Below are 25,263 nucleotides of genomic sequence, written 5' to 3' on the forward strand. Positions count from 1 at the left end.
TGGTTAACCGAAGAATGTCTAGTGCCCCAGGCTAGCCTGCAAGGAGCAACCCAGTCTGGCAGTGGTTAACAACCACGCTAAGTGAGCCTCAATAGGTGTTTGCTGTAAGTCATTCACAGCCAACGATGACAGATGAAGTAGGATCACTGGCTCAGGGACTTGATATTGGCCGCTAACGCGGCCAATAAAAAACTAATGCCTATTGACAAGATTTGGGCTCATAGGTGTTAGCGCCTTTTCAGGCCTCTTGGTAAGAAGGCATCTATCTCGTCATCCGAGAATGTCAAATCCTCTAATTCCTTAAGTGCTTTTTGCGCCTTTTTGTATGCCTTAAAATTCGTGCTTGGCGCACCGGAATAGAGAGAATGTAACTCTTCCACTAATTCATCCCTCTTCTCTTGCACACGACGTTCATCATAGTCTTCTGATCTCATGTCAGTAAGAAGTGAAAGGTAGCGTTCGCGTATTAACCATAAATCTGTCGCGGTCTGCCGATGCTTCTGCGCAATTTGTCCCAAATCATAGTCTTTGGTGTAGCCATTTAGTACTAGCAGAAGCGCCGACACGCATCCACCGGCAATCGCACCAGCTTGTCCTGTTCCGAAAATAATAGATACAAACCCAACTGTGCTAAGCGCTGACAACACTATTTGAAGTATCTTGATATGCGATAATCGAGACAACAGCATATCCGCACACTTCTCATGCGTTTTGTGTGAATACACCACTCGCCCATAGCACTCTCGAATCTGGTCTTCCAAATGCACATTTTTAACTTGGGAACTGATTTCCAAAAACCTCCCTCCATTTCTGCTTCGCGGACCACTCGCGTTTTGGATTCGCAGACTCATGCTCACATGCCTCAATAGCAATATTGCAGCACCGCCTAGCTTTCCATTGAAATAAGCCCTTCCCGTAGACAGATTGGCCACTGCCGGGTGCCTTCCAATATGCCTTTTCTTTATCTTGCTTGGCCATAAAATCAAAGAAGTCCCTACACATCCAGTCGTAGTACATAAACGACTTATCTCTATGCTTCCAAGTTTCGATAAACTGGTAGGCCAACGTGTCTACCAAAAGCCCACCTATTGGGACTTCCCACTTGTTTTTCCATACTCTCATCATCCGGCAAAGCCAAACTAAGTTCTTATTGCATTGGTCATTTCTTGTTCTTATTGCCAGTATCTCAGGTCTCGGATTTGTAACGCGCCAGCGTCCTCCGCTATTTGCATCCGGATAGGTGTAGCTATCGTTATCATTTATGAAGGCGGGGACAACCTCATAGATTAATCCATCTGTAAATGGGACAAGAATTACTTGCCCATCGCCTCTTATACTAGTTTTCGAGTATGTTTTTTCAATTGTACGCTTTACTTCCTGCAACAACGCAGACTGCCCATTACCAATATAGTCATTGTACTTTTTATAAACCGAGTATGGCAGTTGAAATATCATGTCTAGATCGCTAAACCCATTAACGGCAGTATTTCTGCCATACGAACCTACGTAGAGGCTATGGGAAGTGTCAGAGGTGGTGTTCCAGTAATCGGTGTTTAACCGCCGTGTTATGGCTTTATAGCGGCGCGATATCGATTCCTTATCTTTCACCTTAATGTCGACACAAAATTTTCTAAACCAATCTCCAACTGACACTATGACTCCTTAGTTGATCGCTAACGCTTTGCTAAGCAGCCGTACGTAAGTGCGGTCTGCTTGAGCTAATTGTTAGGCTACCGACAGAAGACTTGGTTACCAATCCGATTGCAGATCGTAGTTTTATTTTGCTGCGGCGCCCAGGATTCCATCATTTGATTGTTCTGGTGTTGTAGTTGCTGGTTCATCTGATTGATTTGTTGCAAAGTGTTGTTGTTCTGTTGCTGCAGGGCTTGGTTCATCTGATTCATGGATGCCGAAAATGCCGCGCTTTGTGCGGCGGCGGCTTGCGCCTGTTGGGCAGCGACATAAGCCCGCTGCTGCTCAGCCTGCACGACCTCCCGTTGCTTCTGCTCCATTTCCTGCTTGTACCTGGTCTCGGCCCTGGCGTAAGGCTCTTTCCACTGATCGCGCCAAGTACAGATTTGACGCGCTATTTCCATGTCCTTGGCAGGCACCCCGTTGATACTGTAATCAGTAGCGCAAGCCATGTGCAGGTATTCGCGTTCCATCTGCTGGGCCATGGTTGCATCTGTGATAGCTTTTTGCGCAGCAGTTTGCGCTTCGTCGATTTTCGATGTCAGATGGGCGATGTATTCAGACGGCAATTGCACCAGTTCGGCAATACTTTGGCCATCAGCAGCAACTTTTTGGTGCTGGATAGCGCCGTTTCGGAAACGAACGATGCGGAAACCAATGGGTTTCATTGTGCCGGGGACAGCGGCAAAAAGAGCGTATTGTGGCTGGTCCGATGTGGCAGGAAGCGCAGAAAGGTCCATCAACACATAGACGAGCTTTTCATGAGATTGATTGACTGTAGCTCTGACTGGACTGAATGGTGAGCTTATTACTGCTAGGTACCGCGAGCGATCCTGGTCATCCGCAATTCCTGCACGGTATTGAATAGAGAATTCGGTGCTGTCGCTCGTGATGTTTTCGCTGTATCCAGAAACCGAGCCCCAAGTTGCACCACTTACACCATAGCCTCCTCTATTATGTACATAATCAATAAACCTGTAGGGCTGCCCTTTTGAATCGCCATTGCCGTTATAGATGGTGATTTCTTCGAAGTGGTGCGTATCGGACAGGGCGATGTCGCGGCCAAGACCGTAGGCATAGCCATCTTTGCAATCGCCATCCCAATAAGAGCGGAAGTTCCTGCGTTCAAGCTGCTCCTTGCTGGTGGGCAGCTTGCACGGCTCGGTCTTGTTGACTGGCTGGGTGTAAAGCTTTTCAGGCTGCGGTGGGACAGGCTGGTTTCTCGTGGCGCTGATGATCTGGTTCTCGGAGGTCGTGGCTTCAGCCATGCTGACCTTCCGCGGACCGGTGGCGCAAGCACTGAGAATAAACATTACGGCCGTAATACCGAGGATTGGTGTCAGTTTCATGGGTTGCTTAATTCCTTACGTTGGGAGTTCTGGAGTAGGTCGATCATGTTTTGCAGAAGCATCAAATCGTCCGTCGATGTGCTGTAGCCCTGAGATGACATGCGTTTCAGAAGATCGGCCAGCGAAGCGTCCTCCTTGAAGGCAGTCCTCAGTTTTGGCGACAGAGCATCAAGTTCTTTCAGCAACGGCAGAAGCTCGGCAGCTGCCTTGCCATCGAATACCATGCTGAAATCAGCATCGTTGTTGTCATTGTTGATGAAGTCGGTCATCAAGCGATGGATGTGTGCCAGTTCCAGCAACACCTTTAGAAACAGTTCTGACTGTGCGCGCTTGGTCAGTGCTTCCTTCGCCAAGGTATTGGCGGTCTTGGCAGATGTCGCAGACTTCCATGCAGCAATGGCCGAGGCGATTGCCGCAAGCAGCGAACAGACAGAAATAGCCAGATTGATGCAACTCATCACTTAGCCTGAAACTCTTGAAGCTGGATAAGCAGAGGCTCCAGTTTGTCCTTGATCGCAGGTTCAATGGTTTCGTGCAGTAGAGAAAAGTGGATGTAATCGGCGACTTGCCCGCGCTTCTCGGCAGGAATATCTTGCGCCGCAACCGCCGAAAGAATCCGGTTGATGTGTTGCACCTCGTCAGCCGATTTGCTGTATTCACCATCCGGAAACTCATTGTTCCAGAAATTACTTGTAACCATGAAATTACTCCCGCGGACTTTCCTGTTCACGATACACCTCTCTACGAAGCCTAACATTTTAATAACACGCCAACTCGCTTTGTCGAACCTACCATTTCAAAAAAACGCATCTATTTAACTGTTTTAAAATAACTTTTTTAAAAACGTTTCAAGTACAGACCCATCAAAACGAGCTCGCACGGTTCGTCAAATCACTCAGGCACGTTATTCTGGTCGGAAAATTAATAATACATTGATCCTAATATAGATTTTTTGAAAAAACCAGTGAAAACCGAGCGACTAAATGACATATTTGCCGACTATTCGTGCCAATCTATTGAAATCCCAAAAATATACTGTATATTTATACAGTAAATATCATCACACAGGAAGTGAATCATGTCTTCAAGCCCCTTTATAAACTCAATACGACGTGAGATTAGGCTCAGAGGTTATAGCTACACAACAGAGAAGTCTTACTTATACTGGATTCGGTTTTTCATACGTTACAATGCCTTAAAACATCCAACCGAAATGGGTGCTACTGAGGTTAGAAACTTCTTATCTTATCTTGCTACAGAGCGTCATGTTGCGGTCAACACTCAAAAATCGGCACTGAATGCTCTCGTTTTTTTATACCATAAAGTATTAAACAGGCAGCTAGGTGACCTTGGATTCCAACATGCTAAGCAAGGGCGTAGATTACCAACGGTCATCTCAGAGGTTGAAATCAAACTATTGATTGACCAGATGAATGATAGAGATAAGCTGATTTTTTCACTCCTCTATGGAAGCGGTTTAAGAATTAGCGAATGCTTAAGAATACGAATACAGGATCTTAACTTGTCCAATGGCAGCTTGCTCATTCGATGTAGCAAAGGAAACAAGGACAGAGTCACTATTTTAAGCCAAAGGCTTGAGAACGCACTAGATGTACAAACAGACATAGCGATCAAGCTTCAAACTGAAGACAATTCACGTGGCTATGGCCCTTACTTACCCTACGCATTATCAAAGAAATATCCAAACGCCTTTCGACAAAAAGGATGGATGTACTTATTCCCATCCTCGACTCTAAGTCCACATCCAATTTCAAATCATCTATGCCGACATCACTTACATGAATCTGTACCACGAAAATCATTAAAAAAAGCTGTTAATCAACTGGGTACAATAAACAAAAAAGTGAACTGCCACACCTTTCGTCATTCATTTGCAACTCACCTTCTAATGGCTGGACGCGATATACGAACGATACAAGAGCTATTGGGCCATAGCGATGTATCGACAACGCAAATATACACTCATGTCATCGGCCAGCACTTTGCTGGCACAACCAGCCCCCTAGACAAAATCCTATAACTCTTTCCCCATTTTCTCACCACTAACCAAGACTCAGCCCCTCAAAATCTGGATAATAGCGGGTTATCGCCTCTGTTTGATCAATCTTTAGCTCGGTACCCTCTGCATGGAAATCAAAGTTAACTTTCTCGACAATCTTCGACTTGAAGCCAAGTTTGATGATTTCACCGTCATCACTGACCAGCCCATACGTTACAAGGGGGATGGCTCTGCACCGAGTCCTTTTGACTATTTTCTCGCTTCTTCTGCCTTGTGTGCGGCCTACTTTGTGCGGGTGTATTGCCTGGCGCGTGACATTCCGACCGACAATATTCGCCTGTCGCAAAACAACATTGTCGATCCTGAGAATCGCTATAACCAGATTTTCAAAATTCAGGTGGAGTTGCCCGAGAGTATTTCTGAAAAGGACCGTGACGGTATTTTGCGCTCCATCGAGCGTTGTACGGTTAAAAAAGTGGTGCAAACAGGGCCTGAGTTTCAAATTGAAACGGTCGAGAATCTTGATGAAGATGCGCAAGCTCTGTTGATGGTGAAGCCAGAGGGCGAGTCGAGTACGTTTATTCCCGGTAAGGATTTACCGCTGGAGCAGACCATTGCCAATATGACGCAGATGTTGGCGGATTTGGGCATGAAGATCGAGATCGCATCATGGCGTAACTTGGTGCCGCATGTTTGGTCTTTGCATATTCGAGATGCAGCCTCGCCCATGTGCTTTACCAATGGCAAGGGCTCGACAAAAGAAAGTGCACTCTGTTCTGCATTGGGTGAGTTTATTGAGCGTTTGAGTTGCAACTTCTTTTACAACGATCAGTATTTTGGTGAAGACATCGCCAACAGTGCATTTGTGCACTACCCCAATGAGCGTTGGTTTAAACCCGGCGCAGATGACAGCTTGCCCAAGGGCATCCTGGATGATTACTGCCTAGAGATATACAACCCAGATGGGGAGCTGGGCGGTTCCAATCTGATTGACACCAATTCAGGCAACGAAGCCAGAGGCATTTGCGCCCTGCCCTTTGTGCGTCAGTCTGACGGTGAGGTGGTGTATTTCCCATCGAATTTGATTGAAAACCTCTACCTCAGCAACGGCATGAGCGCAGGCAATACGCTGTATGAAGCGCAGGTACAGTGTCTGTCTGAAATTTTTGAGCGTGCGGTTAAAAAAGAGATTATCGAAAACGAACTGGCTCTGCCCGATGTCCCCATCGAGGTGCTCAACAAGTACCCCAGCTTGTTGGAAGGCATCAAAGCCTTGGAAGAACAGGGCTATCCTGTGTTGGTGAAGGACGCGTCGTTAGGCGGTCAGTTCCCTGTGGCCTGCGTAACCCTGATGAACCCGCGCAATGGCGGGGTTTTTGCCTCGTTTGGCGCACACCCCAGCATGGAAATTGCCTTGGAGCGCAGTTTAACCGAGTTGTTGCAGGGTCGTAGTTTTGAGGGGATGAACGATTTCCAGCCGCCAACTTTCAGTGGCTTAGCTGTGTCCGAACCCAATAACTTCGTCGAGCATTTTATCGATTCGTCTGGCGTGATTTCGTGGCGTTTCTTTAGTAACAAGGCCGATTACGATTTCTGCGAATGGGACTTTTCTGGCACCAATCAAGAGGAAGCTCAACGTCTGTTTGCCATCTTGGAGGACCTCGGAAAAGAGGTCTATATGGCCATTCATCAAGACCTCGGCGCACCTGTGTGTCGTATTCTCGTGCCAGGCTATTCTGAAGTGTACCCGATTGAGGATTTGATTTGGGACAACACCAATAAGGCGCTGGATTATCGGGATGACATTCTCAATTTGCATCGCTTATCCGATGCGCAGTTGGCCGCCTTGTTCGAGCGTTTGGAGGAGAGCCAGCTCGATGATTATATGGACATCATCACCCTGATCGGCATCGAGTTTGATGAAAACACCGAGTGGGGACAGCTTACGATTCTGGAGTTAAAGCTCTTAATTCATCTGGCCTTGGGTCAGCATGAAGAGGCCTTGGAGCGCGTTGAGCAGTTCTTGCAGTACAACACCAATACTGTGGCGCGCGGCTTGTTTTATCGCGCAATCAATGCCGTGTTGGAAATCACCTTAGACGATGAGTTGGCATTGGAGGACTTTTTACCCAACCTCGTGCGCATGTTTGGTCAAGAGACCATGGATGCCGTGGTGGGTTCGGTGACTGGGGAGGTGCGCTTTTATGGTCTCACGCCCACAAACAGTCAGCTAGAAGGGCTCGACAAGCATTTGCGCTTAATCGAGAGTTATAAAAAGCTACATGCCGCGCGAGCAGCAAAAGCCGCCGTCTAAGAAGAGTCAACAGCCTGCGGCCCACCTCTGACAAGACGGGCGGCAGGCTGTTCATGAACACGCCCCTACTGAATCAGCGTGATTTCAGCCGGAGCGATGGATGGTCGCTTGCGGTGTTCGCTTAATGCGCGCCCGTCCAGGTGTGTTAAGAGAATCTGCAAGGGATCACCATGGCTCACAAGCACCAGTGTTTGATCCGCATAGGTGGCTTCGCAGTGTTCAATCACCGAGTGCATTCGCTGGGCCACACGCTCTAGGCTTTCGACCCCCTCGGCTGTTACATCAAGCCCGGCGGAGTCTTTGGCCCAGACGCTCTCATAAAACTGATCGCTTTGTTGTTCATACACCCCAAAACAACGCTCACGCAATAAGGTGTTCACCTCGATTGGGCAGTTGAAATGCTGTGCTAAACACTGGGCGCTCTCTGTTGTTCTTAAAAAGTCAGAATGAAGCAGGCGATCTGGGATTGGATAGGGCCAATCCTTAAGCGTCTGTTGCAGTTGCGCACGCCCCACATTCGATAGACCATACGCATGAATGCCGTTATCTGGATGGCTAATAATGCAACCCGCTTCATTCGCCAAACTATGGCCATGGCGCATCAGTAAGTAGGTGTTTTTTAATGGAGGCATGCTCTGGCTCTCGTTACATTAAACGTTTACGAACTTGGACAACAATAAACTCTATCAGGAGCACCACAGCGAAGATTGTGGTTAGCACCATGGCGACTTTCGGCCATTGAAACAGGTTCATTGCGTCATTCAGCACTACGCCAATCCCCCCGGCTCCCACCAGTCCTAATACGGCGGATTCTCGCACATTAATGTCCCAACGGAACAACAATATACTAAAAAAAGCGGGTTTGGCTTGTGGCCAGTAGGCTTTGATCAACACCGAGGTAAAGGAGGCACCCGTTGCGCGAATGGCTTCAACGCTGCCCATATTGACCTCTTCCAAGGCTTCTGAAAACAGCTTGCCGACAAAGCCGACCGAGCGCAGCGCAACCGCCAGTACTCCCGCCAAGACACCCGGTCCAAAGATCGCGACAAACAATAATGCCCAGATCAAGGAGTTGACCGAACGTGATGCAACCAAGAAGAACTTGGCAATCCAGTTCACCAATGAAGACTTCACAATGTTGTTGGCATTCATTAAGGCCAGAGGCACGGCCAGAATCAAACTGAGCAAAGTGCCCAGTGTGGCAATATGCAGGGTGTCGAGCATGGCTCCGTGAATGGTGGTGGGATAGGCAGCAAAATCCATCGGCCACATGCGTCTGAACATATCGGCCAATTGCTCGGGTGCATCCAGCAAAAACTCAGGGATGATTTCGACCGTGCGCAAAGAGGCAAAAAAGGACATGACGATGATCAGATACACCATATAGCGTGCGGATCGTTGCCCGAGCGTAAAACGCTGCCATTTTGGGGAATCCGTTGCATGGGAAACAGGCGTCATTACGGCATCTGCTTTCATTGGAAGATCCTCCGTACAAGATTGGATAAGGCTTCGCCCACTAAGATCAGGCAATAATGGCCAATAAGATGGCTGTCACAAAGTCATAATCGAAACGCTGGAAGGCCGAGAAGAGTGTTCCCCCTAGACCACCGGCTCCAACGATCCCCACCATGGTGGAGTTGCGCAAGTTGGAGTCCAATTGATAGATGGAAAAGCCAATAAATCGCGAAAACACTTGAGGAATTACCCCAAACACAATGGTGCTGATAAAGCCTGCCCCCGTGGCCCGAATCGCTTCGACTTGTTTGAAGGAGATTTCTTCAATGGCTTCGGCAAAGAGTTTGGCGACAAAGCCAATGGAAGCCACGGTCAGGGTTAAAATCCCGGCAAGCGCTCCAAAGCCCACCGCCTTCACAAACAAAATGGCAATAATCACCGGGTGAAAAGTACGGCACAGCGCAATAAACACACGCACGGGGATACTAATCACGTTTGGCATCATATTACGAGCGGCCATGAGCCCAACGAATAAGGAAATAAAAATACCCGCCACACTGGCGATAATGGCGATTTGAAGACTTTCAATTAAGTCATGTAACAACAATTCCCAACGAGTAAAGTTGGGTGGAAACAGTCGATCAAGTAAGCGCCCTCCTTGGTCAAGGCCCAGGACAAAACGATCCCAGCCAATATCCAAGGTTGTGAAGGCATAGGCTAGGTAAACGAACAGCCCCAGCCATAAAAACTTGGTGGACAGCGAGGTTTTAAAAGGGTTTTGACGGTCAACTATTGTAGCCATGACTCACCCCCATAAATGGATTTTAGATGCGTATCGGTAATGCCATCTGGCTTGCCGTCATACACCACTTGGCCACCACTCATGCCGATCATACGTTGGGCGTAACGCTTGGCAAGGTTGACATCGTGAATGTTAACGAGGGTGGGAATGCCTTTATCCTGTGCCAGTTGTCTCAACAGCTCCATAATCTCTACCGATGTTTTGGGGTCCAGAGATGAGGTTGGCTCATCTGCCAGCAGAATCACGGGTTCTTGCATAAGGGCACGCGCAATGCCGACACGCTGGCGTTGTCCACCCGACAGGCTGTCGGCGCGTTGCATCGCAAAGTCACTGAGCCCTACAAATGCCAATAATTCGAAGGCGCGCTTAATGTCTTTATCGCTGAAGTTGCGCCGCCAAGCACTCCATGCTGACATATAGCCCAAACGCCCCGTTAAGACATTTTCCAACACAGAGAGACGTTCAACTAAATTGTATTCCTGAAACACCATGCCTATTTGGCGGCGTACTTCTCTGAGTGATTTGCCTTTGATCTTCGCAACATCTTTGTCCTTGAACAAAATGCTGCCATCGGTTGGTTGAATCAGTCGGTTAATGCATCTCAAAAGGGTGCTTTTTCCGGTTCCAGACGGTCCAATAATCGCAATAACGCCCGGCTCATCAATTTCGATATTAATGTTCTTTAAGATGGGTTTATTTGACACATAGGCATGATTAAGCTCACGTATTTCAAGACGGCTCATAGCAGTATCCTTATAGGCATAGCGAACCCAAGACCATCGAAATAGGATGGCCTGAGTTCAAAGAGGATAAAAAAGTGGACGGTTATTTTTTCGCGGCGGCAGCTTCACGCTCAGCCAATTGTTGCAAACCGCGCTCTGTGTACGCGGTACCGGTGGCGTGTGCTATATCACGAACAACTTCCCAGTCGTCTTTGTAGGTAATTGGGAAAAAGCGATCTGCGCCGTCAAAGTTTGCCTGCATTTCGGGCGGAAAGCGGTAAGAGTCGAAGGCGTCTTTGATTTTTTCCACTAACTCGGGATGCAAGTCATGTGCATAGCCAAATGCGGAGGTGGGGAAACGTGCACTGCGGTAAATAACTCTAAAATCCTCTGCCTTCACTCGGCCTGCTTCAACCATGCGATCATACACATCGGAAGCAACGGGAGCTGCATCGTAGTCACCGGTCAACACGCCCATTACGGATTGGTCATGCTTGCCAGAATAGGCCACTTTATAATCTTCATCCGGTACAACACCTAAGGCCGGAAACAAGGCCCTAGGGGCCAGGTTACCTGAGTTGGACGATACGGCGGTATGAGCCACAGTACGGCCTTTGAGGTCTTCCATCGTTTGAATATCACTGTCGGCACGCACGATGGTGATCAGATTGTAACCTTGGAATTCATTTTCATAGCCTTTTACTGCAATCGGTACATAGCCTGCAAGGTTCACAGCATAGCCTGTTGGCCCTGTTGAGAAGCCTGCGATATGCAAGCGCCCTGAGCGCATGGCTTCGACTTGTGCCGAGTTGGAGTGAACGTTGTAGTAGACCACTCGTTTGCCAGTGGCTTCAGATAGGTGGCGTTGGAAATCAGCAAATGCATCTTGGTACACAGCGGGGTCTTCCACCGGGGTATAGGTGAACACCAATGTACTGGGGTTGCGCCAACGGCTGGAGTCTTTGGGGGTGTCGGCCACCATGTCCATGTTCTCATCGCAGAAGCGATCATCCAATGCACCGCGATGCCCACAATCGGCTGCAAATGCTGCAGAGGTGGATAAAGCAACGATCAGTGACGTGGTAATACCGAGACGACCAAGGGTGAGTAAACTCATGTGAAGAATCTCCGAATTATTATTGTATTGTTAGCCGCCAACTGAATTGGGAAAATGCAGTGCGGGTACGCAAATACAGAGCAAAAGTGATACCAACACAAAATAGTCATTATTTTTCATATCGTTAGAATAGAATCAAGAAAAAAGCCTATTCACCCGCCCAAAAAATGGGACACATCTGCCCCATTCAAACGGGTGATTTTTCAGGCGATAGGTCACCAATGTCCCATCAGGCTCTAAACGTTTGCTTGTCCAACTGGAATTTTTTCATTTTGCGATACAGGGTTTTACGAGACATTTTTAACTGCTCGGCGGCTTTGCCTATTTGACCCGCAGCGGCGGCTAAGGAGTCTTCAATCAGCTTGCGCTCATAGTCCTCAAGCTTCTGATCAAACTCATCCAGCGCAGGAGCAGGGATAGCCTGCGACGTATCGTTCAAAGAAAAGCCATCGCCTTCGATGCCCAGCACAAAACGATCTGCCGTGTTGCGCAACTCTCTGACATTGCCTGGCCAGGCATAGTGCAGGAGTCTTTCTTGATGATGGGCGCGTATCGGTGGGCAGGCTTTTTGAAAGCGTTCGGCGGCGAGTTGGCAGTAATGCTGAAACAGCATCAGGATATCATCACCGCGCTCTCTTAAGGGCGGAAGCCTCAAGCTCGCTACGTTTAAGCGGTAGTATAAATCGAGACGAAACAGTCCTTTTTCACTGATTCGCTGTAAATCGTCTTTGCTTGCGGCGATCACGCGAATGTTCACCTGAATGGATTGTGTGCTGCCAAGACGCTCCAGGCTGCGCTCCTGTAACACGCGTAACAGCCGAATTTGCGCCGTCAACGGCATGGTTTCAATTTCATCTAGGAACAGTGTGCCTCCTGAGGCGGCCTCGATTTTCCCCATTTGACGCTGTTTCGCCCCAGTAAAAGCGCCAGCTTCGTAACCAAAGAGTTCGCTTTCGATAAGGTTTTCGGGCATGGCACCGCAGTTGATCGCGATAAACGGATGGTGACGACGCTGACTCGCATCGTGCAGTGCGCGAGCGACGACGTCCTTACCGCTGCCTGTTTCACCGTAGATCAGGGTGTCTACATCGGCATTGGCCAGCACCAAAATTTGCTCGTGGAGTTGCTTAATGCCGGGGGATTCGCCCACAACATGGCGCTCGACAATGGCTTTGTCGTCTTGGCACAACTGCTGCTCACGACGCGCAAGCACCCATTTGCGCTGACGTTGCGCTTGGCGTAAGCGTTCAACCAAAAGCGAAGGTGAGACGGGTTTCTCCAAAAAATCAACGGCCCCTTCACGCATGGCTTGCGTTGCCATCGGAATATCGCCATGGCCACTCATTAAAACAACCGGCAACTCCGCATCAAGGTTTTGCAGGTGTGCAAGCAGCTGCATGCCATCCACGTCCGGCATGCACACATCGCTCAGTACCACAGCATTGGGATTTTGTTGCAAAAAGGTTAGGAGCAATGAGGGCCCACTAAAGCATCGAGGTTCAAAGCCTTCAAGGGTCAGCATTTCGGCAAAACTGTCGAGAACAGAAGGATCGTCGTCAACAATACAAACTATCGGTAATTGGGACATAGGCGGATTCTTATCGTTTTGGGTAACGCATTAATAAGGGCTGGCTATTCGTCATAACAACGGGGATTTAGCTAATTACACCATCTTGCCAAACATTTGCCATGAGTTAAACAGGTGTCGTGTCGGATGCCATCGGAATCATGATTTGAAAACAGGCACCGGATGTCGTGTCCATCAAGGAAATGCGCCCATCAAAGTCCTGTAAGATGTTGTAACTAATCGATAACCCAAGACCTAACCCCTTGCCGGGTGACTTGGTGGTAAAGTAAGGGTCGAATATATGCTCTTTGCAATCCGATTCTATACCCGGTCCGTTGTCTTCAACAAGGATTTCGACCCACTCGGCGTTCGCACATAGGCTCCAAGAGACGCGCACAGACGGATTTTGGCTCTGTTGAACCGCATCCAGTGCATTCATAATCAGGTTAACCATCACTTGCTCAAGTCGAATCGGCTCAGCCATCACCCAAACATCGGCATCGCCTGTCAACTCAGGCTGGCAATGGCTGGATTTTGACTTAAGCAATTCAACCGCTGCATCAATGACGGGCGCCAAGAGGATGGGATAGGGTTTTTGATCGGTTTTTCGGGCAAAGCCACGTAAGTGGTGCGTAATCCCGGCCGTTTTTTCCAACTGTTGGGTGAGCCGCTCTACCCCGGATTTGGCTTGATCCATTAAGCCCTTGTCCAGACACAGGCCAACACTATGAATCTGATTCCGCATCACTGCAAGGGGTTGGTTAATTTCGTGTGTAATCGCCACGCTTAACTGCCCCAGCGCGGCCAATTTACCCGCTTGAATCAAGTCTTGCTGTGCCAGTCGTAAACGCTTTTCGGTGTCTAATCGCTCTTGCGTTTCCGCGGCCAATTGGCGATGCATCGCTTCTGTCTGAACCGCCGCTTCTTGAAAGGTTTTGAGATCTTTGGCCATTTCAGAGATTTCGTCCTGCCCTTCTTGAATGACATTGATGCTCAAAGTGCCGCTGGCGATGGAGTGCATATTGGATTGCAACCTCACCAAACGGCCCAGTATGTTCCGCCTCACGTAGAACCAAGACACGCTCGCTGCGAGCAGCAAACTCATGATGGACAGCATCAAGGTTGCATCCCTCGCTTTGGAGACCGACAGGCCCGCCTCTGCAATTTCATCATCAACACGCTGGTTCACTCGCTCGGTGTACTGTGAGATTTGAGCCGCCAGCTGCTGTATATGGCGCTGGCTATTGTTCACCAAGAATTCTTCTTGATAGCGCAGGTCGAGTTCACGGTTTTTTTCGGTAAAGAGCGGTCCCTCACGGGAAACCAGTAAGAACAACGCATCGATAGGCGCATTGTCAAATGCGCGTATTAGATCGGCATCCTTGTGCTGCAAGGCTTGTATCTCTGCCACTAAGGCTTCCAAGCGTAAGAAGGTGTAATCCAACTCCTTAAATGTACTGTCCGTGTGCACTTTTTCAGCCAGCGCAAACAAATAACTTAGGCTTAAGCGTATGGACAAAAATGCCTCTGAATAGGCTGATAAGGGGCGTTGATCCAAGCTTGATTCACCTCGACGTAGAGTGGGTAGAGACGCAAACGCTGCTGATCCGACGACTGAGCATGGCGATGGCGCTCTTCAACGGTTTGATGAATCAGGCCAATGCTGTAACGAATCTGGTCACTGATTTCGATGAAATAACGGTTGTAGTCGGGCAGATGAATCACCCACGTCTGCATTTCAGCTAAGACGCGGTTTAGCTGCTCCCTAGTGCGCTGCCGCACATAGTTTGAGTCGGCACTGATTAAACGCGGGACCAGCGCTGTCAGTTGTTGGCTGAGTTCATTCAAGCGCGCGGAGGCATAGAGCACTTCAATGCTATCGGCTCGAATCTGCTCTAAGCGCTGTTGCAAAAGCCCATTGCTGTGGGAGGCAAACCCCGCGGCCAACAAGGTCATCAAGGCAACGGTTGCAAAGGCCAGCATCAAGCGCGTGCTGACACTTTTAGGAATCCACTGCTGAAACTGCATCATCGGCCAGATTTAAAAATTAAAACGCCCGGATTCTTCAACATTGATGAAGGGAATCAAGGATCCTGCATCAATGCGCGCTTTGAAGGTGTAGTTGTACTGATTGCGTTGCGAGGATAAAACATCGCTGATCAAACGCGCACTGCCCAATAAATCGGGGCTGGCCTCTATGACAAAGTTGGCACTGCCATACGCAGGCACAGAGGGTAAATCCGGTGCCGCGCCGCTTAGGATTCGGTAATTCTCAACCTCTACACTGTAGCTCATCCCACGTAGGTTCAATCCCACTCGGTTCGGATTCACCACCTCTAGACCTATGGCAAACTTGGGGGCAATCCCTTGTTGATTCGGCACCATCGTGAAAGACGTTACCTTGACATGCGGCTTTTCGTAGGCCCCTTTTAAGGATGCACACCCCATCACAGGCAAGGCAAGAATCGACAGTAATACAGCGCGTCTTGTTGAGTTCATCTCTGTCTCCTTTGGGTAATTAGGCTGGATTAAACCTGAGTTCAGCTGAGCCTTAGCTGAACTCGGTGGAGCGTTTTACCCTAAGTCCTTCCAACCTTACTCATATCCTGACCTTGGTTATCGATAGAGAACCGTTTTTAAATGGTCATCGGTTAATTCAAATACAGGATCTTTGCCACTTAATGCTTTCGTTAAAGGCACTATTTTTGTTCTTACACCCATGCCCCGATAATCAACATATCCGTAATCACGTAGCACTTCCATTACGATGGTATTTCTCGGTGAACGCTGCCCTGCCTTCATTTTTTCCACCGTCATAGAGTTAGGCAGTGCTCCTGGGCTAGTCACCTCAAGTCGATCAGAGTATCGACACACCTCAATTTCAACAAAACGCGTCCAATCGCGATGTGCAAGCGCATTGACCAACACCTCGCGAACTGCTTCCCGCGGGTAAAACCACTGAGTCTCTCGCCTTAGTTCTTCGTTTACTTGGCCAGATTCTTGAGATATAAAGGGTGTCATCGCTTCCATGAAACGCTCAATAATACCACCATCAACCAAGCGTTTATCGCCATTCCCAAGATCCCAGCGACCCACCATTGGGCCATCAATAATGTCATCCAGTGCGGCTTGATATTCTTTATCATCGCTATTAAACGCCATCACTCTTAAGCCTGCTTGTTTTAAATAACGACGCGGACTTTTACCAAATAAAACCAACCCAGCAACTGTGCAGCAAATCTTATCGGCCGTTTCCGTTAAAAAGCCTAGCCCGAGCAACCTGGCTTGCCACTCTTCAGGCGACTGCGGAACATCCGGATCACGCAAAATGTCTCTGACATAATTCATCAAGCGCGCATCATCTAAACTCTTTATATCAGTTCGTGGTACAGGCATAACCTCAGTGTGTAGCATGCCTCCCAATTCAAATAGACGCATTTGCTGTTCTCTTGTCGCCAGCCGTGATGTCGTTCCTACACGAATGTAAATTTCCTCTTTCCCACCATCGCGGACAACATAAGGTTTAGAAATGCCAATAGGAAAACTGATGACAGCAACCAATTTACGATCATCCAATTTCACTTCTTCGTAAAAGGGCAAAATCATAGGGTGAATTTTATTCTGAAAAACATTCATGACCCATTCTTCAAGATCGGCTCTTTGCACCCCACTAATAGCCCCATCGTCTTCGACACCCAGCAGCACCCGACCACCTTGAAAGTTAGCCATGGCAACAACCTCTTTTGCTAACTGTACAGGACGAATATCATCCCGTTTAAACTCAATACCTGAGTTTTCTCCATTCGCAATAATTTCCAACAATTCAGTTTTTAACATGGTTTTCTCCCAAGGTGATAAAGTGCTCAGTTAAAGCCGTATTTCTCGCGGCGCTGATTAAATGCACTTTTGCCACCTTCCAATATATCTGCTGCCAACTCTTGTACTTTTGGCACATCAATCGCTCCTTGCTGCTCTGGCAAAATCATTCCTTTGTTACCTTCAACGCTTAACACACCAATCCACTCCGCATCACCAAATACCGGTATATTGGCGTTATGGGTAGCAAATAGGAATTGGCGACTGAGTTTTGCTCTACGCAACTCAGCAACAATACGTTCAGCAATAAAAGCATTATCTAAATTGTCTTCCGGCTGATCGAGAATCAAAGGATCCTGATTATCCAACAGCAACAAGTGTAAGACCGCTGTACACTGCTGACCCGTCGACAGGTGATCAATAGGCCGGAATATGGCATCCCGTCCACCATGGGTTACATTGAGTTCAATCGCCATGGTATCGGGCAGCTGCAACTCTTCCAGCTCCAACAACTTCTGTTCTGGCAGACGGGTTAAGGCCCTAACAACGGAATCCGATATACCAAACTCGAGGTTAATTCCGCTTCACCCTGGCGAATAGTGGCCGCCAGATTGGCTGGCGAAAACTCGCCTTCCAACACCCAAGCAAGACGTTTAGGCCCAACACCTTCTAAATTGCATGCACTCAGAAAATTAACAAATGCTTGACGATTACCCTCTGGTTGCAAAGTGAGTCGAACTTTTTGTTCAAGTTTACGCGTCAACCGTCTTACCGATTTCAGAATACTACTGGCACGAGCACTGGTGTGCTGATCTAACTCCAGTAACAATTTTTTGCGCTGTTTGTACAGCTCATCAATTTGCGACTGTCGATTTTGCAATGTTGTTTGTTTGGGTCGAATCTGCTCAATTTGTTTCAATAGCGTCTGGTATTCCGCACCAATTTGCCGCCCTGTCTTTCCTTGGTTTGTGGGAATCTCTTTAAACGCATTCTCTAAACTCTGCTCTTCAATACGCTGTTTTTCCACCAACAATTGATTAACAGGTAAGAGCCGTTTGTCTGCGTCCACGACCAGCTGTTCTAATTGCTCCAAGACCTGATGCACGCCTGCTTTTAGGGCATCTAACACATCCCTCTGTTGCTTTAACAAATCAGCATGCGGCAGCGTATCCAAAGCGGCATTACTTAAAAAAACCGTATCGGGAAGGCTGTCTTTAAGCATTTCAATCGCGTCTTTTACGCGATTCGCATCCTCGCTAACTCGGTCATTCAGCTGTTTTTCTTTTTCTAGCTTAGGGATAATTTTCAGTTTTTCATTAATCCCTAACACTTGGTACTGTTTGGCCTGGTCCAGCAGTTTCGGCAGACGCTCGACCTCTGCTTCAAGGTCATCTTTCTGGCTCAATGCACGCTTAATAGATTCTCGGTTTTCTTTAAGCTTTGCCAGCACCTTGACTATATCTGTATCAAATCGCTCGTGTTCACCTTCGAGAAAACGCTCTATGAGTTGGCTACGGCTGTGCTCATCACGGGTCATTTCATAGATTTCATTTTGCCCGTAAAGCTCAATACCCGGCAGCAGGTCAGAGGGGTGGTACGGAGATACATTTCCTTGCTCATCCACCACAACTGGCTGATTGCCATATTTTCGGCTTATTGTGAATCTACGACCCTGCATAACGGATGAGCGAAGTGTAATTTCAACCATACCCCGCTCTTTGCCAAGATTAGTCTCTATGACAGTCTTATGCTGTTTTAACGCGTTTTGAGTTTTAGGCTCCAACGCGAATGCATACCGAATACACTCCAGTAAGGTTGATTTGCCAGTACCGCGGCCACCTATCACTGCATTGAGGTGATCTGACAACTCAATATCAACACCATCGAGATAACCACCGACAAAGCGAATTCGCTCTATCGCAGAAGCATAGTTTTCCGGCTTATCCGTATTTAAGCGGACCCTCGAACCTGCATCCAAAAAGGCTTGTTTAAATGATGCAAAACAGGGATTGGTCATTTTAATTAGGGTGGATGCGCCCGGCGCTTTTATTTTATCGGGTGCTTCTACGTCAGCAGCATTAATGCTGCCATTTCTCGCTCACGCCAATAATTTCCATCTTTATTTAAAAATACTTTGCGGTAAAAGTCATTTTCAACACCACGCAAGTCCTCAATAGAACCGGGAATCTGAGCAGCCAATAAGCCTTTGTGCTGCCATACATGATTCATCTGTCCAATTTTCAGCAAGCCATTGTCATTGGTGCAGTGGGCGGCAAAAATAAAACCGCCTTGCTGATTTACCTCATCAATTAACTGCTCAGCACTTAGCCTTGAAGGCCGAATCCCATCTTGAGGGTCTAAGAGTCGTAAACTACCGAGAATGCGCTCAAGCTCTTGAGATGATTTGTTTTCATCAAATAAGCAAACAAAATGTATTTTTTCGCTTGAAGCAATCTCAAAACCTGGGAATACAACGATTCCATTCTGATTAAACACTGTCCTGATAGAATCTACCCCATCGACAGAGCCATGATCGGCCAAACCGATGACTTCAACTCCAGCTTCCAACGCGGCATCCAGTAGTTGCTGATTGTATTCGGACTCCGACAAGCTCTGCTCTTGCCCACGGTATTGAATATAACCCGCAGGGTTGACCTGCAAAGCACATTTAAAAAAGCGTGCTTTTTTGTAGCTTTGCTGTTGTTCAGCCATGCTTACACTCCTTATTTAATGCTTGCATCAACCGCGTCTTACCCGTCAGAAGCTATTGCATCATACTCTGTTGATTTGGCAGGCTTTACTATAGAGACCCTACACCACTTCCGCTAAATTCCCTTTATCTTCAAGCCATTGTTTACGATCAGATGCACGCTTCTTCGCCAACAACATATCCATCAGTTCATGGGTGTCATCACCATCATCAATCGTCAGTTGCACCAGTCGACGGGTATCCGGTGACATGGTGGTTTCGCGTAGCTGTAAAGGGTTCATTTCCCCCAATCCCTTAAAGCGCTGCACGCCCACTTTCGCATTTTTACGTTCAGCACGGATGCGATCAATGATGGCGTCTCGCTCATCATCATCAAGAGCATAAAACACCTCTTTTGCAACATCGATGCGGTACAACGGCGGCATGGCCACGTAGACATGCCCTGCGGCCACAAGGGGTTTAAAGTGCTGCACAAACAAAGCGCACAACAGCGTTGCGATGTGCAAGCCATCAGAGTCGGCATCTGCCAGAATGCAGATTTTGTTGTATCGCAGTCCTTCAAGATTATCTGAGCCTGGATCAACGCCAATGGCAACAGAGATGTCGTGAATTTCCTGCGAACCGAGTATTTCAGATGAGTCCACTTCCCAGGTGTTCAGAATCTTACCGCGCAGGGGCATGATGGCCTGAAACTCTCGGTTTCGGGCTTGTTTTGCCGAGCCGCCTGCCGAGTCACCCTCAACTAAAAACAGTTCGGATTGAGCGGCATCGGCACCGGAACAGTCGGCCAATTTACCGGGTAAGGCTGGACCTTGCGTGACTTTTTTACGAACCACTTTCTTGTTATTGCGCATGCGCTTTTGCGCGTTCGTAATCACCAATTCGGCGATTTTTTCACCTTCTTCGACATGACGGTTGAGCCAGAGTGAGAAGGCATCTTTCACGGCACCTGAAATGAAGGCTGCGATGCCGCGTGACGATAAGCGCTCTTTGGTTTGACCCGAAAATTGAGCGTCACGCATTTTGGCCGACAGGATATAACAGCATTTATCCCAAATATCTTCCGGCGTGAGTTTGACACCACGGGGCAGCAGGTTACGGATTTCACAAAACTCACGCATGGCTTCCAAAAGCCCGGTGCGCAGCCCATTCACATGGGTTCCGCCTTGTGCCGTGGGGATGAGGTTAACATAGCTTTCGGCCATGATTTCTCCCCCCTCTACCAGCCACTGCACAGCCCACTCGACGGCATCTTCCTGCCCCACCAAACTGCCAACAAAGGGCTCTTCTGGCAGGGTGTCGTATACCTGGGTTGCCCCTTTTAAATAGGCCACCAAGCCATCTTCGTAGTACCACTCTTCTTGATCTTGCTTAGCGCCGCTCAGGTCTTTAAAAATCACCTTGAGACCTGGGCATAGCACCGCTTTTGCCCGCAAATTGTGCTTTAAACGAGAGACACTGAATTTTGGCGTGTCAAAATACTTGGGATCGGGCGTGAATCGAACCGTTGTTCCGGTGTTGCGCTTGCCACATTGCCCTATCACTTCAAGATCGGATACTTTTTCTCCGTCGGCAAAGACAATTTTATGGACTTGGCCGTCACGACGAATTTCAACGTGCAGGAGTTTAGACAGGGCATTTACGACCGACACCCCAACGCCATGCAGACCGCCGGAAAAGGTGTAGTTGTCATTGTTAAATTTGCCGCCTGCATGCAGACGCGTCAAAATCAACTCGACACCACTGACGCCCTCTTCTGGGTGGATATCGACGGGCATGCCACGGCCATCGTCTGAAACAGACAGCGAGCCGTCTTCATGTAAGGTCACTTCAATTTGTTTTGCATGGCCAGCCAGCGCTTCATCGACCGAGTTATCTATGACTTCTTGTGCCAAATGATTGGGGCGGTCCGTTTCGGTGTACATACCTGGACGGCGTTTTACGGGGTCTAAGCCACTGAGAACTTCAATAGCGTCGGCATTGTATTGCTTTGTCATTAGGCTTCCTGTTGTGCTAAAACGGTCAAAGTAGTTGCTGGAGGCTCGATGGCTTTGCCTTCGGAAAAGGCAAGTATCATGGGTATCCACTCATCAAAGGCATCAAATCCATGACTCCCGCCTTCTTGAATATACTGAGTGGAACCCGCAAATTTTTCAACGGCTTCACGGTAATCCAAGGTTTCATCTCCGGTTTGCGTTAACAACACATAGCGTGATGGATCAAAGATTTCCGGTACATCCAACGCATGCAACTGCGCTAAATGTTCATGCGTCAATTGGTAACGCTCGTGGGTATAGATGTTTTCGTTTTCACCTAACCAGTTTTCAAGCAGCCGATAGGGGTAGACCGCTGGATTAACCAACACGCTGCGCACATTCAAGTAATGCTCGGTTAGCCACGTGCTGTAATACCCACCCAACGAGCTGCCGACCAGAGTAATAAAACGCTCTCTGTGTGCTTGGACAATTTCTTGTAATTGTTCCATCGCCTCCGCGGGGGATGCTGACAGCGGCGGAACAAGTACATCCTGCTCTCGACCGATTGCTTGCATATACGCAACCAAACGTTGGGCTTTCCATGAGGCAGGAGAGCTGTTAAATCCGTGAACATAAATAATTAGCGGTAAATTAGCCATTCATTTTCTCATGAAGTTATACGGTGTTATAGCAACGGCATGGGGCTCATTCGGGAAGTGCGACTTCAAGCTGATGACCATGGTTTAAACACTGGTTCAGCCATTCACCTAAAAAAAGATTGAGTTGAATCTTTTCATCGGGCTGATGCATGTTGCGATTGGGGTAACCATAAACCCCACTGAGCTGCTTGCGTCGGCGCGCACAAATGACCTCAGCCATTAAGGCGTCGTGGTACAAGCGTATCACCAATTGTGGGGACTCAAGCCAAGGGGAATAAGGCTCATGAATATGGGTCATCACCACCGAGCTGGTATAGCGAAACTCTTCGTCTATGTGCAAACGGACCAAGACGTGTTTCTGATGCCAAACCACCCGAAACTCGCGGACAGGGTGTTCGCCCGCTTTAGGCAGCAGTTTTTGCAGGCGTGCATAATTCGCTTGGCAAACAGCCATTTGACGTGTCAGGTCAGGAACATACTTACGTTTCATTGCTCTTCCGCATCACTTCAACACCCTCTTGTACAATTCGATCATAGTGTATTCTTAACCATTGTACGCCAATAATGATTGCACCGTTATTCAAACGTCCTTGATCAAGCAAGTCGAACACCTCTTGTGCAGGTAAGCTTAGCACTCGAATGTCTTCGTGCTCGGAATCCAAGCCGTGTATTCCAGAGGCCAATGACGCATCAACGAAGCCATACCATAAATCAATCCACTCATCCATACCGCCAGGGCTGGGTAAATAGCCAAGAATGGGCGCTAAGTGCTTGACGGTGATGCCGGCTTCCTCTTGTGTCTCACGTTCGGCAACCTCTTGAATCGACTCACCTGGCTCGACCATACCCGCAACCAATTCCAACAACCAAGGACCTCCGGGTGCATCAACCGCACCTGCTCTGAACTGCTCGATCAACACCAGACTCTCACGGATAGGATCAAACAACAAGACAACCACCGCATTGCCGCGACGAAAAATTTCACGTGTAATGGTCATAGGTGCCCGCTCAAAACAGGCATGACTCAGTGTTAAACGATGCATTTTAAAGAAGCCGTCAAACACACGTTTATCTTCTTGAATCACAACATCCTTTGCGTCAAATGTAGGTGACCATGTCATCGTTAATACCTCGTTAGGGGTTGGACGTTATACACGCCAATTTAAATAACCTTAGATTTCTTCGTTGTTACTTTGCACTTGCGATGGCTCAAAAAATGTAAAGCCATTGCGGCCTTTTGCTTTGGATGCATACATGGCCAGATCGGCTTCTTTCAAAAGCGCATCGACGGGCTTTTCCCCTGCACAAAACACCGTAGCACCAATGCTAATGGTAATTGGATACTGAATATCTCTGAGTTGATACAGATCCGCAAGGTCACCTTGTAGACTCAAAATAACATTTTCAGTTCGAGTATAGGCTTTCTGTACATCTTCACCTGCATCGTCGACTAGCACAACAAACTCATCCCCGCCTAAACGTGCAACAAAACAATTCCCATCGACACCTTCCTGCAATCGATCGGCTATCTGTTGTAACAGCAAATCCCCATAGTCGTGACCATAGCTGTCGTTTAAGGGTTTGAAGTTGTCAAGATCGATAAAAAGTAAACTGGCATATCCAGCGCCTGACTGACGGCCATCATTGCGATTGGACAAGGTGTTCATAAAGGAACGTCGATTCGGTAAAGAGGTCAGCGGGTCGAAAAAAGCTAAGGCGCGAAGCTGCTTTTCTTTCTCCTTTAGCTCTTTTGCTTGTTTCTCTAATTGACGCTGCTGAGCTTGATTGGTTTCGTGATAGCTTCTGAACAGGCGTCGGGACCAGCGCGAAAACACCAAGGATGCCAGAACCGATAGAGTCAGAGCAATACTACCCCCTATCAACAACTGACGATAGTTTCGCGCTTGCGCCACTGAGAAGGCTTGCCGCTCTTGACTGAGTAAGCTGTTAAAATCGTCTTCAAAAATAGTGGTTGCCAAGATCCACCCCCAGTCTTCGTAGACCCCAACTAACGCTTGTTTTTTTCTCAACACTTTAGTGGATGGCTCTTCAAACCAATAGTCAACAAAGCCACCACCATCGGTTGCAGTCAATACCATTTGATTGAGCGACGCTTGCTCAATCTGTGAGCGTTGAGTAGGAGGTGTTTGCTCAAGTTCAACATTCCCCGGCGACACAAGCAACTGCCCTGAAATATCAAATAAGGTAATGTATCCCGACTGCCCAAACCGATGTGACCGAATCCAATTCTTGGCAACCTCCTGTTGTTTTTTGTCCCACTCGTAGGTGTAATCACCCGTGCCAATTAACCAATCGAAGGGCTCAAAATACCGAACATAGGCAAGTTTATCTGACATTTGGCTTGGATGTTCTGGATGATACCAACGATATTGCGAAAACCCCTCGCCTCTAGGCTTGCGTGCGGCCTCAATTAAGCCCTGCATAATAAAGTGCCCAGTATCGTCTTGGTTATCCGGCATTAGACGCCCTTCGAACTCAGGTGCTGTCGGCAGTAAGATAAAACGCCCCTCCATATCATCAACAAAAAAATAACCACGCCCATCAAAAAACCTCAGTTCTCGCAGAGATTCTACAATCATTTTTTTGATTTCTTGTGTATTGCGTATATTGCGCTCTTGTTGATAAATCGTATTCATCAGATCATACGCAAGATCGACTTGTTCGATTAAGCGAGCACGAAGAATCTCGTCCGATTGAGCACGGGTATGATCTAAGTAATTGCGTAACGTGATCATTTCCGATTGCAGCTGATCCTGAATTTGCTGGGCGACCGAGTCTTCGAGCTTGTTTAGAAAGTTGATTTGATCAGCAAATCGTTGACCTAAAAAAAGGCCTCCGAGCATCAGGGTTAATGTAAAAACAACCAGTAATGTCCCCAAAAGATGTAGCTTAGGTAGGTTTTTAGCAGGGTTTGACAATCGCATAGACGTGAGTAATACCTATCATTTTTTATTTGTGTAAGTGTATAAGAAACGGCGCTATAAAGCAGTTAAAAGCGATTTTCTAATGTACAATTCCAGACTTGAGTCAAACGTAAATCTAC

Annotated in this window: 22 protein-coding genes and 1 pseudogene; 2 read left to right on the forward strand and 21 right to left on the reverse strand. The window is 47.9% G+C overall.

The annotated features are described in order from the left end of the window. Window positions 1–227 precede the first annotated feature (227 nt). The 5 genes from D791_RS16265 to D791_RS16285 form a co-directional block, all read right to left on the reverse strand. Complete coding sequence (locus tag D791_RS16265; protein WP_036513926.1) at window positions 228–794, reverse strand: SLATT domain-containing protein; 567 nt, start codon at window positions 792–794, stop codon at window positions 228–230. Beyond that, on the reverse strand, window positions 772–1,653 hold the full coding sequence (locus D791_RS16270; RefSeq protein WP_036513927.1) for an SMODS domain-containing nucleotidyltransferase: 882 nt from the start codon (window positions 1,651–1,653) through the stop codon (window positions 772–774). The genes D791_RS16265 and D791_RS16270 overlap by 23 nt, the downstream gene beginning before the upstream one ends. A 77-nt stretch (window positions 1,654–1,730) precedes the next feature. Next, the gene (locus D791_RS16275; protein ID WP_036513928.1) at window positions 1,731–3,041 is read right to left on the reverse strand and encodes a hypothetical protein; all 1,311 of its coding nucleotides are present in this window, start codon (window positions 3,039–3,041) and stop codon (window positions 1,731–1,733) included. Further along, entirely contained in the window at window positions 3,038–3,499 is a 462-nt protein-coding gene (locus tag D791_RS16280; RefSeq protein WP_036513929.1) for a hypothetical protein, read from the reverse strand. Before D791_RS16280 ends, D791_RS16275 begins: the two co-directional genes overlap by 4 nt. Further along, entirely contained in the window at window positions 3,499–3,741 is a 243-nt protein-coding gene (locus D791_RS16285) for a hypothetical protein (protein WP_157682415.1), read from the reverse strand. The genes D791_RS16280 and D791_RS16285 overlap by 1 nt, the downstream gene beginning before the upstream one ends. A gap of 378 nt (window positions 3,742–4,119) precedes the next feature. Here D791_RS16285 and D791_RS16290 point away from each other — a divergent pair, with 378 nt between their 5' ends. Then, window positions 4,120–5,082 carry an integron integrase gene (locus tag D791_RS16290; RefSeq protein WP_036513931.1) on the forward strand — a complete coding sequence of 321 codons (963 nt, stop codon included), beginning with the start codon at window positions 4,120–4,122 and terminating at the stop codon, window positions 5,080–5,082. 106 nt (window positions 5,083–5,188) lie between these two features. Beyond that, entirely contained in the window at window positions 5,189–7,375 is a 2,187-nt protein-coding gene (locus D791_RS16295; protein ID WP_036513932.1) for an OsmC domain/YcaO domain-containing protein, read from the forward strand. A gap of 65 nt (window positions 7,376–7,440) precedes the next feature. Here D791_RS16295 and D791_RS16300 read toward each other — a convergent pair whose 3' ends face one another. The 16 genes and pseudogenes from D791_RS16300 to D791_RS16375 form a co-directional block, all read right to left on the reverse strand. Continuing rightward, entirely contained in the window at window positions 7,441–8,007 is a 567-nt protein-coding gene (locus D791_RS16300) for a histidine phosphatase family protein (RefSeq protein ID WP_036513933.1), read from the reverse strand. Window positions 8,008–8,020: 13 nt separating this feature from the next. Then, window positions 8,021–8,851 carry a phosphonate ABC transporter, permease protein PhnE gene (gene phnE, locus D791_RS16305; protein ID WP_036513934.1) on the reverse strand — a complete coding sequence of 277 codons (831 nt, stop codon included), beginning with the start codon at window positions 8,849–8,851 and terminating at the stop codon, window positions 8,021–8,023. A gap of 46 nt (window positions 8,852–8,897) precedes the next feature. Further along, window positions 8,898–9,632 carry a phosphonate ABC transporter, permease protein PhnE gene (gene phnE, locus D791_RS16310; RefSeq protein WP_237748688.1) on the reverse strand — a complete coding sequence of 245 codons (735 nt, stop codon included), beginning with the start codon at window positions 9,630–9,632 and terminating at the stop codon, window positions 8,898–8,900. Continuing rightward, window positions 9,620–10,375, reverse strand: coding sequence for a phosphonate ABC transporter ATP-binding protein (gene phnC, locus D791_RS16315; protein ID WP_036513935.1), 756 nt, complete (start codon window positions 10,373–10,375; stop codon window positions 9,620–9,622). Before phnC ends, phnE (D791_RS16310) begins: the two co-directional genes overlap by 13 nt. Before the next feature lie 82 nt (window positions 10,376–10,457). After that, window positions 10,458–11,471 carry a phosphate/phosphite/phosphonate ABC transporter substrate-binding protein gene (gene phnD, locus D791_RS16320; RefSeq protein WP_036513938.1) on the reverse strand — a complete coding sequence of 338 codons (1,014 nt, stop codon included), beginning with the start codon at window positions 11,469–11,471 and terminating at the stop codon, window positions 10,458–10,460. A 229-nt stretch (window positions 11,472–11,700) separates the two neighbouring features. Further along, a complete protein-coding gene (locus D791_RS16325; protein WP_036513939.1) occupies window positions 11,701–13,059 on the reverse strand; it encodes a sigma-54-dependent transcriptional regulator in 1,359 nt (452 codons plus the stop codon). Between the two features lie 106 nt (window positions 13,060–13,165). After that, window positions 13,166–14,596, reverse strand: a complete 1,431-nt coding sequence (locus D791_RS16330; RefSeq protein ID WP_036513940.1) for a sensor histidine kinase — start codon at window positions 14,594–14,596, stop codon at window positions 13,166–13,168. Then, window positions 14,542–15,066, reverse strand: coding sequence for a hypothetical protein (locus tag D791_RS16335; RefSeq protein ID WP_157682416.1), 525 nt, complete (start codon window positions 15,064–15,066; stop codon window positions 14,542–14,544). The genes D791_RS16330 and D791_RS16335 overlap by 55 nt, the downstream gene beginning before the upstream one ends. Before the next feature lie 12 nt (window positions 15,067–15,078). Next, window positions 15,079–15,537 carry an LEA/WHy family protein gene (locus D791_RS16340; RefSeq protein WP_036513942.1) on the reverse strand — a complete coding sequence of 153 codons (459 nt, stop codon included), beginning with the start codon at window positions 15,535–15,537 and terminating at the stop codon, window positions 15,079–15,081. A gap of 117 nt (window positions 15,538–15,654) precedes the next feature. Next, on the reverse strand, window positions 15,655–16,875 hold the full coding sequence (locus D791_RS16345) for an RNA-binding domain-containing protein (protein WP_036513943.1): 1,221 nt from the start codon (window positions 16,873–16,875) through the stop codon (window positions 15,655–15,657). Window positions 16,876–16,901: 26 nt separating this feature from the next. Then, a pseudogene (locus D791_RS21920) lies at window positions 16,902–19,566 on the reverse strand (TrlF family AAA-like ATPase). 99 nt (window positions 19,567–19,665) lie between these two features. After that, window positions 19,666–21,561 (reverse strand): DNA topoisomerase IV subunit B, encoded by a 1,896-nt coding sequence (gene parE / locus D791_RS16355; protein ID WP_036513944.1) that lies wholly within the window; start codon window positions 21,559–21,561, stop codon window positions 19,666–19,668. Next, a complete protein-coding gene (locus tag D791_RS16360) occupies window positions 21,561–22,199 on the reverse strand; it encodes a YqiA/YcfP family alpha/beta fold hydrolase (protein WP_036513945.1) in 639 nt (212 codons plus the stop codon). The genes parE and D791_RS16360 overlap by 1 nt, the downstream gene beginning before the upstream one ends. Window positions 22,200–22,245: 46 nt before the next feature. Beyond that, complete coding sequence (locus D791_RS16365; protein WP_036513946.1) at window positions 22,246–22,689, reverse strand: DUF1249 domain-containing protein; 444 nt, start codon at window positions 22,687–22,689, stop codon at window positions 22,246–22,248. After that, a complete protein-coding gene (locus D791_RS16370; protein WP_036513947.1) occupies window positions 22,679–23,320 on the reverse strand; it encodes an NUDIX domain-containing protein in 642 nt (213 codons plus the stop codon). The genes D791_RS16365 and D791_RS16370 overlap by 11 nt, the downstream gene beginning before the upstream one ends. A 51-nt stretch (window positions 23,321–23,371) precedes the next feature. After that, entirely contained in the window at window positions 23,372–25,144 is a 1,773-nt protein-coding gene (locus tag D791_RS16375) for a sensor domain-containing diguanylate cyclase (RefSeq protein WP_036513948.1), read from the reverse strand. Window positions 25,145–25,263: the final 119 nt, after the last annotated feature.

Origin of the sequence: Nitrincola nitratireducens, assembly GCF_000585235.1 — a bacterium.
GTDB classification, from domain to species: domain Bacteria; phylum Pseudomonadota; class Gammaproteobacteria; order Pseudomonadales; family Balneatricaceae; genus Nitrincola; species Nitrincola alkalisediminis.

Bases quoted from the DNA above. Each gene is read 5' to 3' on its own strand.
- D791_RS16275 (WP_036513928.1), bottom strand. From the start codon at position 3,041: ATGAAACTGACACCAATCCTCGGTATTACGGCCGTAATGTTTATTCTC.
- D791_RS16280 (WP_036513929.1), bottom strand. From the start codon at position 3,499: ATGAGTTGCATCAATCTGGCTATTTCTGTCTGTTCGCTGCTTGCGGCA.
- D791_RS16285 (WP_157682415.1), bottom strand. From the start codon at position 3,741: ATGGTTACAAGTAATTTCTGGAACAATGAGTTTCCGGATGGTGAATAC.
- D791_RS16290 (WP_036513931.1), top strand. From the start codon at position 4,120: ATGTCTTCAAGCCCCTTTATAAACTCAATACGACGTGAGATTAGGCTC.
- D791_RS16295 (WP_036513932.1), top strand. From the start codon at position 5,189: ATGGAAATCAAAGTTAACTTTCTCGACAATCTTCGACTTGAAGCCAAG.
- D791_RS16300 (WP_036513933.1), bottom strand. From the start codon at position 8,007: ATGCCTCCATTAAAAAACACCTACTTACTGATGCGCCATGGCCATAGT.
- phnE (WP_036513934.1), bottom strand. From the start codon at position 8,851: ATGAAAGCAGATGCCGTAATGACGCCTGTTTCCCATGCAACGGATTCC.
- phnE (WP_237748688.1), bottom strand. From the start codon at position 9,632: ATGGCTACAATAGTTGACCGTCAAAACCCTTTTAAAACCTCGCTGTCC.
- phnC (WP_036513935.1), bottom strand. From the start codon at position 10,375: ATGAGCCGTCTTGAAATACGTGAGCTTAATCATGCCTATGTGTCAAAT.
- phnD (WP_036513938.1), bottom strand. From the start codon at position 11,471: ATGAGTTTACTCACCCTTGGTCGTCTCGGTATTACCACGTCACTGATC.
- D791_RS16325 (WP_036513939.1), bottom strand. From the start codon at position 13,059: ATGTCCCAATTACCGATAGTTTGTATTGTTGACGACGATCCTTCTGTT.
- D791_RS16335 (WP_157682416.1), bottom strand. From the start codon at position 15,066: ATGCAGTTTCAGCAGTGGATTCCTAAAAGTGTCAGCACGCGCTTGATG.
- D791_RS16340 (WP_036513942.1), bottom strand. From the start codon at position 15,537: ATGAACTCAACAAGACGCGCTGTATTACTGTCGATTCTTGCCTTGCCT.
- D791_RS16345 (WP_036513943.1), bottom strand. From the start codon at position 16,875: ATGTTAAAAACTGAATTGTTGGAAATTATTGCGAATGGAGAAAACTCA.
- parE (WP_036513944.1), bottom strand. From the start codon at position 21,561: ATGACAAAGCAATACAATGCCGACGCTATTGAAGTTCTCAGTGGCTTA.
- D791_RS16360 (WP_036513945.1), bottom strand. From the start codon at position 22,199: ATGGCTAATTTACCGCTAATTATTTATGTTCACGGATTTAACAGCTCT.
- D791_RS16365 (WP_036513946.1), bottom strand. From the start codon at position 22,689: ATGAAACGTAAGTATGTTCCTGACCTGACACGTCAAATGGCTGTTTGC.
- D791_RS16370 (WP_036513947.1), bottom strand. From the start codon at position 23,320: ATGACATGGTCACCTACATTTGACGCAAAGGATGTTGTGATTCAAGAA.
- D791_RS16375 (WP_036513948.1), bottom strand. From the start codon at position 25,144: ATGCGATTGTCAAACCCTGCTAAAAACCTACCTAAGCTACATCTTTTG.